Annotated in this window: 12 protein-coding genes and 1 riboswitch; of the genes, 10 read left to right on the top strand and 2 right to left on the bottom strand. The window is 64.6% G+C overall.

Features of this window, described 5'->3' with window-relative positions; translation table 11 throughout:
- Positions 1 to 27 precede the first annotated feature (27 nt).
- The 4 genes from PEP31012_RS16145 to PEP31012_RS16160 all read left to right on the top strand — a co-directional run bounded on the left by PEP31012_RS16145 (position 28) and on the right by PEP31012_RS16160 (position 8628).
- On the top strand, positions 28 to 4761 hold the full coding sequence (locus tag PEP31012_RS16145) for a glutamate synthase-related protein (protein WP_484549315.1): 4734 nt from the start codon (positions 28 to 30) through the stop codon (positions 4759 to 4761).
- 96 nt (positions 4762 to 4857) lie between these two features.
- Positions 4858 to 6324, top strand: coding sequence for a glutamate synthase subunit beta (locus tag PEP31012_RS16150; RefSeq protein ID WP_150590333.1), 1467 nt, complete (start codon positions 4858 to 4860; stop codon positions 6322 to 6324).
- Positions 6325 to 6889: 565 nt separating this feature from the next.
- Positions 6890 to 7714, top strand: coding sequence for an NAD-dependent epimerase/dehydratase family protein (locus PEP31012_RS16155; protein ID WP_150590334.1), 825 nt, complete (start codon positions 6890 to 6892; stop codon positions 7712 to 7714).
- Positions 7711 to 8628: an SMP-30/gluconolactonase/LRE family protein gene (locus tag PEP31012_RS16160; RefSeq protein WP_150590335.1), complete on the top strand. Its 918-nt coding sequence runs from the start codon at positions 7711 to 7713 to the stop codon at positions 8626 to 8628. Before PEP31012_RS16155 ends, PEP31012_RS16160 begins: the two co-directional genes overlap by 4 nt.
- A 46-nt stretch (positions 8629 to 8674) precedes the next feature.
- Here the strand turns inward: PEP31012_RS16160 and PEP31012_RS16165 are convergent, their stop codons facing one another.
- The gene (locus PEP31012_RS16165; RefSeq protein ID WP_174978262.1) at positions 8675 to 10459 is read right to left on the bottom strand and encodes an ABC transporter ATP-binding protein/permease; all 1785 of its coding nucleotides are present in this window, start codon (positions 10457 to 10459) and stop codon (positions 8675 to 8677) included.
- A gap of 253 nt (positions 10460 to 10712) precedes the next feature.
- Positions 10713 to 10842: riboswitch (TPP riboswitch) on the top strand.
- 217 nt (positions 10843 to 11059) lie between these two features.
- Between PEP31012_RS16165 and PEP31012_RS16170 the strand changes: the two genes are divergently transcribed.
- The 4 genes from PEP31012_RS16170 to PEP31012_RS16185 all read left to right on the top strand — a co-directional run bounded on the left by PEP31012_RS16170 (position 11060) and on the right by PEP31012_RS16185 (position 14524).
- Positions 11060 to 12205 carry an FAD-dependent oxidoreductase gene (locus PEP31012_RS16170; protein ID WP_150590336.1) on the top strand — a complete coding sequence of 382 codons (1146 nt, stop codon included), beginning with the start codon at positions 11060 to 11062 and terminating at the stop codon, positions 12203 to 12205.
- Positions 12206 to 12220: 15 nt separating this feature from the next.
- Positions 12221 to 12418, top strand: coding sequence for a sulfur carrier protein ThiS (thiS, locus tag PEP31012_RS16175; protein ID WP_150590337.1), 198 nt, complete (start codon positions 12221 to 12223; stop codon positions 12416 to 12418).
- Position 12419: 1 nt separating this feature from the next.
- Entirely contained in the window at positions 12420 to 13265 is an 846-nt protein-coding gene (locus tag PEP31012_RS16180; RefSeq protein ID WP_150590338.1) for a thiazole synthase, read from the top strand.
- 65 nt (positions 13266 to 13330) lie between these two features.
- Positions 13331 to 14524 carry a thiamine phosphate synthase gene (locus tag PEP31012_RS16185; protein WP_150590339.1) on the top strand — a complete coding sequence of 398 codons (1194 nt, stop codon included), beginning with the start codon at positions 13331 to 13333 and terminating at the stop codon, positions 14522 to 14524.
- A gap of 22 nt (positions 14525 to 14546) precedes the next feature.
- On the opposite strand, the gene PEP31012_RS16190 is transcribed toward PEP31012_RS16185, so the two are convergent.
- The gene (locus PEP31012_RS16190; protein ID WP_174978263.1) at positions 14547 to 15041 is read right to left on the bottom strand and encodes a GNAT family N-acetyltransferase; all 495 of its coding nucleotides are present in this window, start codon (positions 15039 to 15041) and stop codon (positions 14547 to 14549) included.
- Between the two features lie 340 nt (positions 15042 to 15381).
- Between PEP31012_RS16190 and PEP31012_RS16195 the strand changes: the two genes are divergently transcribed.
- Together PEP31012_RS16195 and mlaE are read left to right on the top strand one after the other, a co-directional pair.
- Entirely contained in the window at positions 15382 to 16200 is an 819-nt protein-coding gene (locus PEP31012_RS16195) for an ABC transporter ATP-binding protein (protein WP_150590341.1), read from the top strand.
- On the top strand, positions 16197 to 16964 hold the full coding sequence (gene mlaE / locus PEP31012_RS16200) for a lipid asymmetry maintenance ABC transporter permease subunit MlaE (RefSeq protein WP_150590342.1): 768 nt from the start codon (positions 16197 to 16199) through the stop codon (positions 16962 to 16964). Before PEP31012_RS16195 ends, mlaE begins: the two co-directional genes overlap by 4 nt.
- Positions 16965 to 16985: the final 21 nt, after the last annotated feature.

The following is a 16985-nucleotide window of genomic DNA, read 5'->3' on the forward strand; positions in this document are numbered from 1 at the left end:
CGACCTCGCCAAGAGACGGTGTAACTCGTGGAAAAGAAACAGCAACCGATTGCAACGGCCGTAGCGATGCCGGGTGAGGCGTACTTGGCGCCGGACGCTCAGGGCATGTACGACCCGGCCAACGAACACGATGCCTGCGGCGTTGGCTTCGTGGCCCACATCAAGGGCGTGAAGAGCCACGCCATCGTCGAGCAGGGCCTGAAGATTCTCGAAAACCTCGATCACCGGGGCGCCGTTGGTGCCGACCCGTTGATGGGGGACGGTGCCGGTATCCTGCTCCAGATTCCCGATCAGTTCTACCGCGAAGAAATGGCCCGGCAAGGTGTGACCCTGCCGCCGGCCGGCGAATACGGCGTCGGCATGATCTTCCTGCCGAAGGAGCATGCGTCGCGTCTGGCCTGCGAACAGGAACTCGAGCGGACCGTGAAGGCCGAAGGACAAGTCGTGCTGGGCTGGCGTGATGTCGCGATCGACCGCGAGATGCCGATGTCGCCCAACGTGAAGGCGACCGAGCCGGTGATCCGCCAGATCTTCATCGGCCGCGGGCAGGACATCATGGTGACGGACGCGCTTGAGCGTAAGCTGTACGTCATCCGCAAGACGGCAAGCCACCGCATTCAGGCGCTCAAGCTCAAGCACGGCAAGGAATACTTCGTGCCGTCGATGTCGGCGCGCACGATCGTCTACAAGGGGCTGCTGCTGTGCGATCAGGTCGGCCGCTACTACCGTGACCTGGCCGATCCGCGCACCGTCTCGGCGCTCGCCCTCGTTCACCAGCGCTTCTCGACGAACACGTTCCCGGCATGGGAGCTGGCGCACCCGTATCGCATGGTCGCGCACAACGGTGAAATCAACACCGTCAAGGGCAACGTCAACTGGATCAACGCCCGCACGGGCGCGATCTCGTCGGCCGTGCTCGGCGACGATCTGCAGAAGCTGTGGCCGCTGATCTACCCGGGCCAGTCGGATACCGCATCGTTCGACAACTGCCTCGAAATGCTGACGATGGCCGGCTATCCGCTCGCCCACGCCGTGATGATGATGATCCCGGAAGCCTGGGAACAGCACACGCTGATGGACGACAATCGCCGCGCGTTCTACGAATATCACGCTGCCATGATGGAGCCGTGGGACGGCCCCGCCGCCATCGCCTTCACCGACGGCCGTCAGATCGGTGCGACGCTCGACCGTAACGGTCTGCGTCCGGCGCGCTTCCTGATCACCGACGACGACATGGTCATCCTGGCCTCGGAGTCGGGCGTGCTGCCGATTCCCGAGTCGAAGATCGTCAAGAAGTGGCGCCTGCAGCCGGGCAAGATGTTCCTGATCGACATGGAGCAGGGCCGCATCATCGACGACAAGGAACTCAAGGACAACCTCGCCAACGCGAAGCCTTACAAGAGCTGGATCGACGCCGTGCGCATCAAGCTCGACGAGATCGAGCCGAAGGTCGAAGAGGCCGGCGCGCATCACGATTCGGCCACGCCGCTGCTCGACTTGCAGCAGGCCTTCGGCTACACGCAGGAAGAAGTGAAGCTGCTGATGACGCCGATGGCGATCAACGGCGAAGAAGCCGTGGGTTCGATGGGCAACGACAGCCCCCTCGCGGTCATGAGCAACAAGAACAAGACGCTCTATCACTACTTCCGTCAGCTGTTTGCCCAGGTGACGAACCCGCCGATCGACCCGATCCGCGAAAACATGGTGATGTCGCTGGTGTCGTTCATCGGTCCGAAGCCGAACCTGCTGGACACGAACAACATCAATCCGCCGATGCGTCTCGAAGTGTCGCAGCCGGTGCTGGACTTCAAGGAAATCTCGAAGATCCGCCACATCGACAAGTACACCGGCGGCAAATTCCGCTCGTACGAGCTCAACATCTGCTACCCGGTCGCATGGGGCAAGGAAGGCATCGAAGCGCGCCTCGCGTCGCTGTGTGCCGAAGCCGTCGATGCGGTGAAGTCGGGCTACAACATCCTCATCGTGTCGGACCGTCTGACGAATCGCGAACAGGTCGCGATCCCGGCGCTGCTCGCGACCTCGGCCGTGCACCAGCACCTGGTCGCGCAAGGTCTGCGCACGAGCACCGGCCTCGTTGTCGAGACCGGTTCGGCGCGTGAAGTGCACCACTTCGCCCTGCTCGCGGGCTACGGCGCCGAAGCCGTTCACCCGTACCTCGCGATGGAGACGCTCGCACAGATCGCCCGCAAGCAGGGTGGCGATCTCACGCCCGAAAAGGCGGTCAAGCACTTCGTCAAGGCCGTCGGCAAGGGCCTGCACAAGGTCATGTCGAAGATGGGCATCTCGACGTACATGTCGTACACGGGGGCGCAGATCTTCGAGGCCATCGGCCTGTCGCAGGAATTGGTCAAGAAGTACTTCCAGGGCACGGCGTCGAACGTCGGCGGTATCGGCATTTTCGAAGTGGCTGAAGAGGCAGTGCGTCTGCATCGCGACGCCTTCAGCGAGAACCCGGTGCTCGCAAACATGCTCGACGCCGGCGGCGAATACGCGTTCCGCATTCGTGGTGAAGACCACATGTGGACGCCGGACGCCATCGCCAAGCTCCAGCACTCGACCCGTTCGAACTCGTACCAGACATACAAGGAATACGCGAACCTCATCAACGACCAGAGCAAGCGTCACATGACGTTGCGTGGTCTGTTCGAGTTCCGCGTCGATCCGCAGCGCGCGATTCCGCTCGATCAGGTCGAATCGGCCAAGGACATCGTGAAGCGTTTCGCCACCGGCGCCATGTCGCTCGGCTCGATCTCGACCGAAGCGCACGCCACGCTGGCCGTTGCCATGAACCGTATCGGCGGCAAGTCGAACACGGGTGAGGGCGGTGAAGATGCGCGCCGTTATCGCAACGAGCTGAAGGGAATTCCGATCAAGAAGGGCGAGTCGCTCGCCTCGATCGTCGGTCACGATGTGATCGAAGCCGATATCGAACTTCAGGACGGCGATTCGCTGCGCTCGAAGATCAAGCAGGTGGCCTCGGGCCGCTTCGGGGTGACGGCCGACTACCTGGTCTCGGCCGATCAGATCCAGATCAAGATGGCGCAGGGCGCGAAGCCGGGCGAAGGGGGGCAGTTGCCGGGTCACAAGGTGACGGAATACATCGGCAAGCTGCGTTACTCGGTGCCGGGCGTCGGCCTGATTTCGCCGCCCCCGCACCATGACATCTACTCGATCGAAGATCTGGCGCAGCTCATCCACGATCTGAAGAACGTGAACGCGTCGTCGTCGATCTCGGTGAAGCTCGTGTCCGAAGTGGGTGTGGGCACGGTCGCCGCCGGTGTCGCGAAGGCCAAGGCCGATCACGTGGTGATCGCCGGTCACGACGGTGGCACGGGCGCCTCGCCGCTGTCGTCGGTGAAGTACGCCGGCACGCCGTGGGAGCTGGGCCTGGCCGAGACGCAACAGACGCTGGTGCTCAACCGCCTGCGCGGTCGTATCCGCGTGCAGGCCGACGGTCAGATGAAGACCGGTCGCGACGTGGTCATCGGTGCGCTGCTGGGCGCAGACGAATTCGGCTTCGCGACGGCACCGCTCGTCGTCGAAGGCTGCATCATGATGCGCAAGTGCCACCTGAACACCTGCCCGGTGGGCGTGGCGACGCAAGATCCGGTGCTGCGCAAGAAATTCCAGGGCAAGCCGGAACACGTGGTCAACTACTTCTTCTTCGTGGCCGAAGAAGTGCGCGAAATCATGGCGCAACTGGGCATCGCCAAGTTCGACGACCTGATCGGCCGCGCCGACCTGCTCAACACCCGTGCGGGTGTCGAGCACTGGAAGGCGAAGGGCCTCGACTTCGCGCGCATCTTCCATCTGCCGGAAATGGAAGCCGATGTGCCGCGTCTGCATGTCGAATCGCAAGATCACGGCCTGTCGGCCGCACTCGATCACGCGCTCATCGAGAAGGCGCTGCCGGCGCTCGAGAAGGGCGAGCACGTCTCGTTCATCCAGCCGGTGCGCAACCGTAACCGTACGGTCGGCGCGATGCTCTCGGGCGAAGTGGCCAAGCGCTACGGCCACGAGGGCCTGCCGGACGACACCATCCACGTGCAGCTCAAGGGCACGGCCGGTCAGAGTTTCGGCGCGTTCCTCGCCCGAGGCATTACGCTCGATCTGGTGGGCGACGGCAACGACTACGTCGGCAAGGGCCTGTCGGGTGGACGCATCATCGTGCGTCCGACCAACGACTTCCGCGGCAATGCCGAAGACAACATCATCGTGGGCAACACCGTGATGATCGGCGCCATCGAAGGCGAAGCCTTCTTCAATGGCGTGGCCGGCGAGCGCTTCTGCGTGCGCAACTCGGGCGCCACCGCGGTGGTGGAAGGTTCGGGCGATCACGGTTGCGAATACATGACCGGCGGCACGGTGGTCGTGCTGGGCGAGACCGGGCGCAACTTCGCGGCCGGGATGTCGGGCGGTGTGGCCTACGTGTACGACGCGGACGGCACCTTTGCCGCCAAGTGCAACACGGCGATGGTTGCGCTCGATCCGGTGCTGCCACACGGCGAGCAGGAGCGCACGGTGAGCCAGGGGCTGTGGCATCGCGGCCAGACTGACGAGGCGCAACTGCGCGAGCTGATCGAGCGCCACTTCCAGTACACGGGCTCGACGCGGGCCAAGGCGTTGCTCGAAGACTGGGACGGTGCGCGCCGCAAGTTCGTGAAGGTGTTCCCGAGCGAATACAAGCGGGCCCTCGGCGATATGGCCAAGGCCAACGAAAAACAAGCACTGGCGGCCTGACGCCGCTGGCGCGGCACCGCCACGGGGTGAGGGCCCCGATCGCGGGCCGCGCCAGGGTGAGGCACGGTAACCACAAAACTTTCCGACTGAAGAAACATGGGCAAGGTCACAGGTTTTCTCGAATTCGAGCGCCAGGGCGAGTCTTACGAAGCACCGCTGGCACGCGTGAAGCACTACAAGGAGTTCGTGCTCGCGCTCTCCGACGAGCAGGCAAAGGTGCAGGGCGCACGCTGCATGGACTGCGGCATTCCGTTCTGCAACAACGGTTGCCCGGTCAACAACATCATTCCCGACTTCAACGATCTGGTGTATCGCCAGGACTGGAAGTCGGCCATCTCGGTGCTGCACTCGACGAACAACTTCCCCGAGTTCACGGGCCGTATCTGCCCGGCGCCGTGTGAGGCCGCCTGCACGCTGAACATCAACAGCGACGCGGTGGGCATCAAGTCGATCGAACACGCGATCATCGACAAGGCATGGAGCGAAGGCTGGGTCGAACCGCAGCCCGCGAAGCACAAGACCGGCAAGACGGTCGCCGTCGTCGGCTCCGGCCCGGCGGGCATGGCTGTGGCGCAGCAACTCGCGCGCGTCGGTCACGACGTCACCGTGTTCGAAAAGAACGACCGCGTGGGCGGCCTGTTGCGCTATGGCATTCCCGACTTCAAGCTGGAGAAGTGGCTGATCGATCGCCGCATGCGCCAGATGGAAGCCGAGGGCGTGACGTTCCGCACGGGTGTCTATGTCGGCAAGGACGCGCCGGAAGCGCACGTCAACAACTTCTCCAAAGAGACGATTTCGCCGGAACAGTTGCAGGCGCAGTTCGACGCCGTGGTGATCGCGGGCGGTGCAGAGCAGCCGCGCGATTTGCCGGCGCCGGGGCGCGAGCTGGAAGGCATCCATTTCGCGATGGAATTCCTGCCGCAGCAAAACAAGGTCAATGCGGGCGACAAGCTGGCCAATCAGCTGCTGGCCACGGGCAAGCACGTGATCGTGATCGGCGGTGGCGACACCGGCTCCGACTGCGTGGGCACGTCGAACCGTCATGGCGCAAAGGGCGTGACGCAGTTCGAACTGCTGCCGCAGCCGCCCGAGCAGGAAAACAAGCCGATGGTGTGGCCGTACTGGCCGACCAAGCTGCGCACGTCGTCGAGCCACGAAGAGGGTTGCGAGCGCGACTGGTCGGTGGCGACGAAGCGCTTCGAAGGCAAGAACGGCAAGGTCGAGAAGCTGATCGCCGTGCGTCTCGAATGGAAGGACGGCAAGATGCAGGAAGTGCCGGGCTCGGAGTTCGAACTCAAGGCTGATCTGGTGCTGCTCGCGATGGGCTTCGTGTCGCCGTTGCAGACCGTGCTCGACGCGTTCGGCGTGGACAAGGATGCGCGCGGCAACGTGCGTGCCTCGACCGAAGGCGAGCGCGCCTACACGACGAACCTGCCGAAGGTGTTCGCGGCCGGTGACGTGCGTCGCGGTCAGTCGCTGGTGGTGTGGGCGATTCGCGAAGGCCGCCAGTGCGCCCGTGCGGTCGACGAATTCCTGATGGGCCATTCGGAACTGCCGCGCTGAGCCGTGCCGACGCGCGCGCTTCGTGCGCGCGTAGCGGGCATAGAGGGCGTTCAAGCGCACTAAAGGGTAACGCCTGCCAAAACCACAAATACGGGGTTGAGAGGAGGGGCGCGGAGGTAGGCCTCTGCGTTACCGTGAAGAAACCGTCCGGACGGCAACGTCCGGGCGGTTTTTTCTTGTCTGTCCGTCGCTCGTGCGCCACGCGTGCGTCGCGCGATGTTGCGGTTCGCGCGACATGCGAACCAGTGGGGAAGTGCACTGGATCACATAATATAAGATGTCGTATAACAAGAGTGATTTTGGCTCGCAAGTCTTCCGGAAAATGCGCTCGGCGTTGGTGAATCTCAGTAAATACAAGGCTAATTTAGCCAACGTGGCGCATCACGCGAACGACTAGGGATTCTCCGTAAACCGGGCAAACGACCATTGTCATCGTACATCGTCTGACGTAGGATGCCTCTCCATGCGAGCCATGAACGTCATGGTCGATGGCGACACGGCGCAGGTGTTGATGTGGCGATACACCGTTGCGTGCATGGCGATCTACCGATGAACAAGGAGTGATATGAGCCAGACATCCAGCAAACCTTTCCGCCGTCTGCTGCTGACCGGCGCGGCAGGCAATCTTGGCAAGCAATTGCGTGGCAAGCTCGCCGAGTGGGCGGATATCGTGCGCGTGAGCGACATCGTGCCTCTCACGGCCGATGCGCCGCACGAAGAAGCCATGCAGGTCGATTTGGCGGATCGCGCCGCCGTGCATGCGTTGCTCGAAGGCGTCGATGCGCTGGTGCATCTGGGCGGCATCTCCGTCGAGGCGCCGTTCGACGACATCATGCAAGCCAATATTCTCGGCATGTACAACGTCTACAGCGCGGCGCAGAAGCAGGGTGTAAAGCGCATCGTCTACGCCAGTTCGAATCACGCGGTCGGTTTCCATCCCGTGACGGAAGTGCTCGATGTCGACGCGCCGCACCGTCCGGACAGCATGTACGGCATCTCGAAATGCTTCGGTGAAGACCTGTCGCGCTACTACTTCGATCGCTTCGGTCTGGAGACCGTGTGCCTGCGCATCGGCTCGTCGTTCGAGCAACCGAAGAATCCGCGCATGATGGTCACGTATCTGAGCTATCGCGATTTCGTCGAACTCGTGCGTTGCTCGCTGTTCACGAATCGCGTGGGCCATGCCATCGTCTACGGCGTGTCGAACAACCCGACACTGTGGGTCGACAACACGAAGGCGGCGTTCCTCGGCTTTCGCGCGCAAGACAGCTCGGCCGAATTCGCCGGCCTGTTTCCGTTGCAGGCACCCGATCAACGGATGGACGACGTCACGCAGCGCTATCAGGGTGGGCCGTTCGTGCTGCTGGGGCCGATGGAGCCCAACGCATGAGCGTGTCGATCGAACGGCTTGAACCCTCGCGACAGACGCCGCATGCTGTCGGTGAAAGCCCATTGTGGCGAGCCGAGGAGCAGGCGCTCTATTGGGTGGACATCCCCGCGAAGCAACTGCATTGCGTGACGCCCGCCGACGGTGAGCACCGTCAATGGACATTTCCCGAGCAGATCGCGTGCTTTACGTTCGACGCCTCGGGGATGTTGCTGGCGGGTTGTGAAACCGGGCTGTTCGCGGCGCGGCTCGGGCCGTCGGGCACGCTGGCGGCATCCGATTGGCAGCGCGTGGCCGCGCCGGTGTTCCCGTTGCCGGACATGCGTTTCAACGACGGACGCTGCGATCGTCAGGGCCGTTTCTGGGCGGGCACGATGGTGCAGGATATGTCGCTTGCGAGCGACGCGGGCGCGCTCTTTTGCTTCGACGCGCAAGGCCGTCTGTCCGCGCCGCGGGTGAAGGGCCTGGTGACGCAGAACGGCCTGGGCTTCTCGCCGGACAGCCGCACGATGTACCTGAGCGATTCGCACCCGACGCGCCGTCGCGTGTGGGCGTTCGACTTCGATGCCGATAACGGGGCGATCAGCGGGCAGCGGCTGTTCGTCGACATGCATGACTACCCGGGCCGCCCGGACGGCGCGGCCGTCGACGCCGACGGCGCCTACTGGACGTGTGCCAACGACGGCAGCCGCCTGCTGCGCTTCACGCCTGCGGGCGTGCTGGACCGCGAGGTCGTGTTGCCCGTGTCGAAGCCGTCAATGTGTGCCTTCGGCGGGCGCGACTTCGACACGTTGTTCGTCACGTCGATCCGTCCGGCCACCGGCGCGACCGAACAGGATGGCCACGTGTTTGCCGTGCGTTGCGGCGTGCAGGGATTGCCGGAGGTGGCGTACCGGCCCGAGCGCGCGCTGGCGTAGCGCTGCGTGAGTCCCTGGGGCGATGCCCTGTCGATATGTCGACGGGCTACGCCGCCCCGACCGCCCGTGGCGGCGCGACGTCACCCACGGCATGCAGCGTCATGGTGTGCTGATGGAAACGACTGAGCGTTTCCCGATGCGCCACGCTGACCATTGTGGTACCTGGTAGACGCGCATGCAGCGCTTCATACACGGCCTCCTCCGTTTCCACGTCGAGCGCGCTGGTCGCTTCGTCGAGGAACAGGTAATCGGGTTTCTGCAGCAACGCGCGCGCGGCGGCGAGCCGTTGTTGCTCGCCGCCGGACAGACGGCGCGCCCAGTGAGCGACGCTCAGCAACTCGCCGCGATACGAGTCGAGGCTGACGGCGCTCAGCACATCACGGCATTCGTCGTCGGTAAATGCATCGGCATGCGAAGGAAATGCCAGTGCAGCCTTCAGTGTGTCGATCGGCAGATAACTTTGTTGTGAGAGGAACAGCACGCGCGCGTCGGCGGGAACCTCGATGCGTCCGCTGCCGAACGGCCACAGGCCGGCCAGCGCGCGCAGCATGGTGCTTTTGCCGCAGCCCGAACGGCCACGAATGAGCCAGCGCGAGCCGGGGGCGAAGGCAAACGATCCGGCCACCGCGAGCGGCGCGCCGTCGGGCAGCGCGAGGCGCAGATCGATGGCCGTGAAGGCGGCCGAGGGCGAGCTGGCGGTCGTCACGAGTGCAATGCCTCCCGTGGCCGGCGCGTGCGGCGGTGCGTCGATCACTCGCGTGAATTCGCGCAGCCGGTTGATCGTCGCTTTCCAGTCGGCCAAGGTCGAGAAGCTGTTCACGAACCATGAAAAACCATCGCTCACTTGCCCGAACGCCCCGATGATCTGCATGAGCACGCCGAGCGTGAACGCCCCGGCAAAGTAGCGCGGTGCGGCTGCCACGATCGGGAACACGATGGCGATCTGTCCATAGATCGAGTTCGCGAAGATCAGTCGCTTCGTCACGACCATGATCTGCCACCAGTTGTCGCGCACGGCCCCGAAGGCCGACGTCAGCCGCGACAACTCGGCCCGTTCGCCGCGATAGAGCGCGACCTGCTCCGCCGACTCGCGCAGACGCACCAGCAGAAAACGGAAATCCGCTTCTACCTGCTGCTGACGATAGCTCAGCCCCACGAGCGGGCGACCGACCTTGAAGATGAAGAATGACCCCACGAGCGCGTAGAGCGCGGCGACCCAGACCATGTAGCCGGGAATCGTCACGTTCATGCCGCCCAGCACGAACGACACCGCGCCCGAGATCGTCCAGAGAATGGTGATGAACGAGAACAGCGAGACCAGTGTCGTCAGTAAATCGAGCGACAGCGCCAGCGAGGAACTGACGAGCGTGCGGATGTCTTCCGAGATACGTTGGTCGGGGTTGTCCGCCAGATGATCGCGCTCGATGCGGTAATAGGCCTGCTGTGTGAACCACTTCGACAGGTTGGCATCGGTGACCCACTGGCGCCAGCGGATTTCGAGCATCTGGCGGAAGTAGGTGCGGAACGTCGCGATGACGATGAAACTGAACGCGAGAACCGCGAATTCCATCAGCGATGACTTGAACACGGGCCAGTTACGCTTGTCGAGGGCATCGTAAAAGCCCGCGTTCCACGCGTTCAGGCGCACATTGATGAACACGACGGCAAGGTTGAGCGCCACGACAAGCGCGAGCAGGCGACGCCCCTCCCAGCGTTTTTCGGACGCCCAGTAGGGCCGGATCAGCTGCCACGCGGTGGGGTGCTTCGGTGGCTTGGGCGCCGGGGGGGGGGTGTCGCCGGCCGGCGGCACCTTGGGAGGCAGGGAAGACATCGGCGTGTGAGCCATGATCGTCTGGCGGGCTTGCCGCAAAAATGCAACGTGTTATTGGGGTCGACGGCGCATTTGACCGCAGTTCCGGCGGGTGCGTTGCACGATTTCCGGCTCGGAGCGCCTGTCACGTCGAAATTCAGTTTACGTGGGGTTACACGCCTTGGGGGATTCGTCAAAAAACGAGACGCATCGCGCGTGCAACCGTCCGGGACTCCAGCTTGCACGGGCATCGGCATCTATGTTGTAATGGCTGCGGGCGAAACAGGGGTGCTCCGTGTCGTACGCTGGCGTTGACCATGCGTAATCATATGACGCGGGGCTGAGAGAGACCCTTTGCACCCGACCCGGGTAATACCGGCGTGGGAAGTTTCCGACTACTCCAGTGGGGTAAGGTGTTCAACACCGTTTCGTCCTTTTGCTTTCGTGAGGAAAGGACCCCATGCGCTGCCTTCCGCAGATTCCTGCGCTTATCTCTGAGATTCTCCCTGCGACGCTCGCCGCAACGACATTTGTATCGACGTCTGCGACCTCGTCCGCGAGTCTTCCTTCGCTGGTCACCGAGTGCCTGCGCGCCGTTCCGGCTTGCGCGGCAGTTCGCGTATGAGCGTCTCCTCCTGCACTTCCTCCGCTTTGCGTCCCGACGTCGCGGTGCTGGGCGGCGGCCTGGCCGGGCGCCTTCTCGCGTGGCAACTGATTCGCGCAGGCGCGCGCGTGGCGCTCTACGAGCGCGGCGATGCCGATGGGTCGGCGGCCGCCGGCTGGGTCGCGGCCGCCATGCTGGCCCCCTTGGCCGAGGCGGTCGTGGCGGAGCCGAGCATCGTCGAGATGGGCGCCGTCGGCCTGGAGCGTTGGCCGGCATTGATCGACGGTCTGCCCGAGCCCGTCTTCTTCCAACGCAACGGCACACTCGTCGTGTGGCATCAGCCCGATCGCGCCGAAGCGGTGATGTTCGATCGCCGCATGCGGGCCAATGCCCCGCCGGCGTTGCTGCGCGATGGCGTTCGCCACGTGTCGGGCGCGCAGTTGGCCGACGTCGAGCCCGCGCTGGCGGGACGTTTCCAGGAAGGCTGGTGGCTGCCGAACGAAGGCCAACTCGATAACCGTCAACTGTTGCGCGCGCTGGCGGCTGGCCTCGCGAAGGCGGGGGCGGCGCTGCATTGGCATACCGAGATCGCCGAGGGCGCGTATCCGGACGCCGGTCTTGTCATCGATTGCCGCGGGTTGGGCGCGCGCGCCGCGCTTACGCAGCTACGCGGTGTGCGCGGCGAGGTGGTGCGAATTCACGCGCCGGGCATCGGCCTGCGCCGGCCGGTGCGGTTGCTGCATCCGCGCTATCCAATCTACATCGCGCCCAAGGAAAACGATCTGTATGTGATCGGCGCGACCGAACTCGAGTCGGAAGACATGTCGCCGATGACCGTGCGCTCCGCGCTCGAACTGCTCTCGGCGGCGCATTCGCTGAACCCGGCATTCGGCGAGGCGCGCATTGTCGAGCTGAATGTCAACTGCCGTCCGGCATTGCCTGATCATCTGCCGCGGGTGCAGTGGGATGGTGCGCGAGTGCTGCGCGTGAACGGTTTGTACCGGCACGGCTATCTGCTCGCGCCGGCGGTCACGGGAGAGGCTTGCGCGCTGGCGCAGGCATTGATGCAAACAACGGGCGCGCCGATGGGCATTGGGCAAGCGTTCGACTGGGAGACGTGGCGGGCGGGCCGGCCGTGGCCGGATCTGTTCCGTCAGGCATGAGAGGGGAGGGACACGATGGATATCCATATCAATCAACAGACGCTGAGTGTGGCCGATGCGGCAACGCTGGCCGAGGCGCTCGCCGCCTACGGCGCCAAACCGCCGTTCGCCGCCGCGATCAATGGGCAATTCGTGCCCAAGTCGCAATACGCCGCGCGCGCGCTTGCGCACGGCGACAAGATCGATGTTGTGCAACCGGTGGCGGGAGGCTGACATGAACGCATTCACCGAATCGGCCAATGTGGCCGCAGGCAGCGTGCGCGACGCGCTCACGCTGTACGACACGCGCTTCGGCAGCCGCTTCCTGCTTGGCACGGCGCGTTATCCGTCGCTGCAGGCGCTCAATGATTCCATCGACGCCGCCCGTCCGGGCATGGTGACGGTGGCGTTGCGCCGCCAGCTCTCGGGCACCGGAGCGCAGGCCTCGGAAGGCCATTTCTGGGAAACGCTGCGCCGCCTCGCGGTGCCGGTGTTGCCCAATACGGCGGGCTGCCATTCGGTGCAGGAAGCGGTGACGACGGCGCAAATGGCGCGCGAAGTCTTCGAGACCGACTGGATCAAGCTCGAACTGATCGGCGACGACTACACGCTTCAGCCGGACCCCTTCGGTCTGGTGACGGCCGCCGAGCAATTGATTCGCGACGGCTTCAAGGTGCTGCCGTATTGCACGGAAGACTTGGTGCTTTGCCGCCGTCTGCTCGATGTCGGCTGCCAGGCGCTGATGCCGTGGGGCGCACCGATCGGCACCGGCAAGGGGGTGATCAATCCGTATGGCTTGCGACTGCTGCGCGACCGTCTGCCACATACGCCACTCATTGTCGACGCGGGCCTGGGGCTGCCGTCGCACGCGTGTCAGGTGATGGAGTGGGGCTTCGACGGCGTGCTGCTCAACACGGCCGTGGCACTCGCCGCGCAGCCGGTGGAGATGGCCGGTGCGTTCGCCGCTGCGATCAGGGCGGGCCGCGCGGCATGGCTCGCGGGGCCGATGGCCGAGCGCGAGAGTGCCGAAGCCAGCACGCCGGTCGTTGGGGTGCCGTTCTGGCATCAGACGGGCGCTTGATGTCCGAGGATGGCTCGCTTGAATTCCAGCGCTGCGGCGCACCGCCTCACCCACCAGGAATCGTCATGACGACGCATACCGGCGCCGCCACACTGTCTCATGTGCAATGCCTGCCGGCCGAGGCACGCCTCGCAAAAGCCTGGCGTCAGGCCGCCGCCGACATCCGCGCGCGTCTCGCGCCGTGGCCCGACGACCCGGCGACACCCGGTTGGCGTGTGCATGCGCAGACGCCTGACAGCGCCGGCGCGGGGGATGTGATCTGGTGGCCGATCTCGCTGCCGCGTGTGCCTGGAACCGAAACCTCCGCGCAGATCGACGCGTGGCGCGCGGCGGGTGCCGTTGTCCTTTGCTCGCATGCGTTGGCGGCGGGGCAGGTGGAAGACACCTTGTACACCCGCGATGCCGTTTATCGTGTCGCGGGCGCGGACGATCCGGCCTTCTTCCCCGCATTTGCCGCGTTTCTCGACTGCGGGTTTGCGCCGCACGACGCGCTTGTGCTCGCTCGCGCGTGGCGCACCGACGGCAGTCATGCCCGAGCGGAGGATGCCGACACGCTGGGGGCCTGGCCGACGGTGCTCGAGACCTTCCCGGTCGTGCTCGGCCAGGCGCCGTCGCCTGGCCGCTTCCCGGCGTGCCCTTCGCGCCTCGGCCTGTACCCGGTGTTGCCGAGCGCCGACGCGTGCGAGCGCATGGCCGATCTTCAAGTCGGCACCGTGCAGTTGCGGATCAAGGACCCCGCGTATCCGGCGCTGCGCTCGGAGATCGAGCGGACGGTGGCCGCGGGGCGGCGTGTGACGCACGACAGCGCATGGTTCATCAACGACCATTGGCGCGAAGCCGCGCAAGCGAGCGCCTATGGCGTGCATCTCGGTCAGGAAGATATGGCGGCGCTGTCCGCCGACGAGGTTGCGGCGCTGTGGGTGACGGGCATGCGGCTGGGCATCAGCACGCACGGCTACTACGAGATTCTGGCGGCGCATCACTTCCGGCCGAGCTATCTGGCCGTGGGGGCCGTGTTTCCGACGACGACCAAGGTGATCGCAACCGCCCCGCAGGGGCTGGCCAAGCTGGCGCGGTATGTGAAGCTCATCGCGCCGCATTATCCGCTCGTCGCGATTGGTGGCATCGACGCCGATAACCTCGCGCAAGTGCTGGACACCGGCGTGGCCAGTGCGGCCGTAGTGCGCGCCGTCACGCAGGCCGTCGATGTGGCGGCGGCCGTCAAGGGGATGCAGCGGGCCTTCGCGCAACGGGCGTGATGCCCAGCACGCCGGCGGGCCGTTACAGCAAGCGTGTCATGAACACGGCGCCATCGCCGTAGCCGGCCAGCTTTGCGGCCATCTGCGGTGAGACGTCGCGCATTGCGGCATATCCGAAGCGTGCCCAGAAGCCTTGCGATTGCTGCACTGCCACAAGGGCTGACGCCCGCAACCCCAGCGATTGCGCCGATGCGAGGGCGGCCGCGTACAACTGGCGAGCCACCCCCGCCCCGCGTGTGCGAGGGGCGAGCGCCATGTCGTGCACGTACCAGCAGTCGGGCACATCGGGCAGCGCGTCGAGGCGGGTATCCAGTGGCGGTGGCGCGGCCATGCGCCACGGGTGCGTGAGTAGATAGCCGGCCACGGCGGCATTCGTCGTGCCGGCGTCCACTGCGACCCAACACGTGGCCGGCGACAACTCGTGACGCGAGGCCAGCGTCGCCTCCGATTCCTGCATCGAACCGCGATACGCCGCCGCCTGTACCGTCAGGACTTGGGGAATATCGGAGGATTGCATCGGACGAATCCGAAAATCGAGTTCGTCCGTAGATTGCGTCTGAAGGGAGCCGAAAGGCGTTTGGATGGGGCGGGGCATTCGGGGCAACGAGTTATTGCGTGAAACAAGGTATTGTAGCAACGACGCAACACTCATACCCGGAAGGTCTCGATAAGTCCTTGCTGCCGTTACGTTTTTTGTCTGTTGTGACGGTTGGGGCGCGGCAAGGCGAACACGCGCCGGCCCTGTAGAATGCCGCGGGGCAGCGCCGATCCTCGATTCCGCTCATCGCCGTTGGGCGGCATCAATCGGCATTCCCCCCTATAATTGGCGTTTTGCGCCGCACTATAAGACCCGAAACGTGTCTACCTCGAATCCGGAAAATTTGCTCGAATTGCGCGACGTCAGCTTCGGTTACGGCGAACGTCTGGTGCTTTCCGGATTGAATATGCGGTTTCCCCGCGGCAAGGTTATCGGGGTGATGGGCGGTTCCGGCTGCGGCAAGACGACGGTGCTGCGCTTGATCGGCGGGCTCGTCCATGCGAGCCAGGGCACCGTTGATTTCGACGGGACTGACGTTGCGACGCTCGATCACGCTGGTTGGTACCGCCTGCGTCGCCGCATGGGCATGTTGTTCCAGTTCGGCGCGCTTTTCACCGACATGACGGTGTTCGACAACGTGGCGTTCCCGCTGCGCGAACACACCCGGCTCAGCGACGCGCTCATTCGCGATCTCGTGCTCATGAAGCTCAATGCCGTGGGCCTGCGAGGCGCGCGAGACATGAAGCCTGCCGAGATTTCAGGCGGGATGGCGCGCCGTGTGGCGCTGGCGCGCACGATTGCGCTCGACCCCGATCTCGTCATGTACGACGAGCCGTTCACGGGGCTGGACCCGATTTCGCTGGGCATCACCGCGAATCTGATCCGCAAGCTCAACGACGCGCTGGGTGCTACGTCGATCATTGTTTCGCACGATGTTGCGGAGACCTTTGCCATCGCCGACTACATCTACTTCATCAGCGAAGGCCGAATCGGGGCGGAGGGCACGCCGGAGGCACTGCGCGCCTCGAACGACCCGACGGTGCGCCAGTTCATCGACGCGCAGCCGGACGGCCCCGTGAAATTTCAGTATCCCGCGCCGCCGCTTGCGGACGATTTCGGGATGGGAGCGCGTGCATGATCACGACCCTCGGCAGTTTTGTTCGCGGCCATGTCGAGCGCCTGGGATATGGCGCCCGCATGTTCCTGCGCGTGCTGGCGTCGAGCGGCGCCATGCTGCGCCGGCCGCGTCTGGTGACCGACCAGATTCACTTCGTCGGCAACTTTTCGTTTGTGATCATTGCGGTCTCGGGGCTGTTCGTCGGCTTCGTGCTGGGCCTGCAGGGCTATTACACGCTCAACCGGTACGGCTCGGAGCAGGCGCTGGGTCTGCTCGTGGCGCTGTCGCTGGTGCGCGAGCTGGGGCCGGTGGTCACCGCCTTGCTGTTTGCAGGACGCGCGGGCACTTCGCTCACGGCTGAAATCGGCCTGATGAAGGCGGGTGAGCAATTGACGGCCATGGAAATGATGGCGATCGATCCGATCGCGCGCGTGGTGGTCCCGCGTTTTTGGGCGGGGGTGATCGCCATGCCGATTCTCGCGGCGATCTTCTCGGCGGTGGGCGTTTTCGGCGGTTACCTGGTCGGCGTGAAGTTGATCGGCGTGGACCCCGGCGCGTTCTGGTCGCAGATGCAAGGCGGCGTGGACGTGTGGTCGGACGTCGCCAACGGCGTTATCAAGAGCATCGTGTTCGGCATTGCCGTCACCTTTATCGCCCTGTACCAGGGGTTCGAGGCGCAACCGACGCCGGAAGGCGTGTCGCGTGCGACTACCCGCACGGTGGTGCAGGCGTCGCTTGCGGTGCTCGGCCTCGACTTCCTGCTTACGGCCCTCATGTTCAGCTGACGGGCCCGCGTGCCCGCCAAG

The organism is Pandoraea eparura, assembly GCF_902459725.1.
Lineage (GTDB): Bacteria > Pseudomonadota > Gammaproteobacteria > Burkholderiales > Burkholderiaceae > Pandoraea > Pandoraea eparura.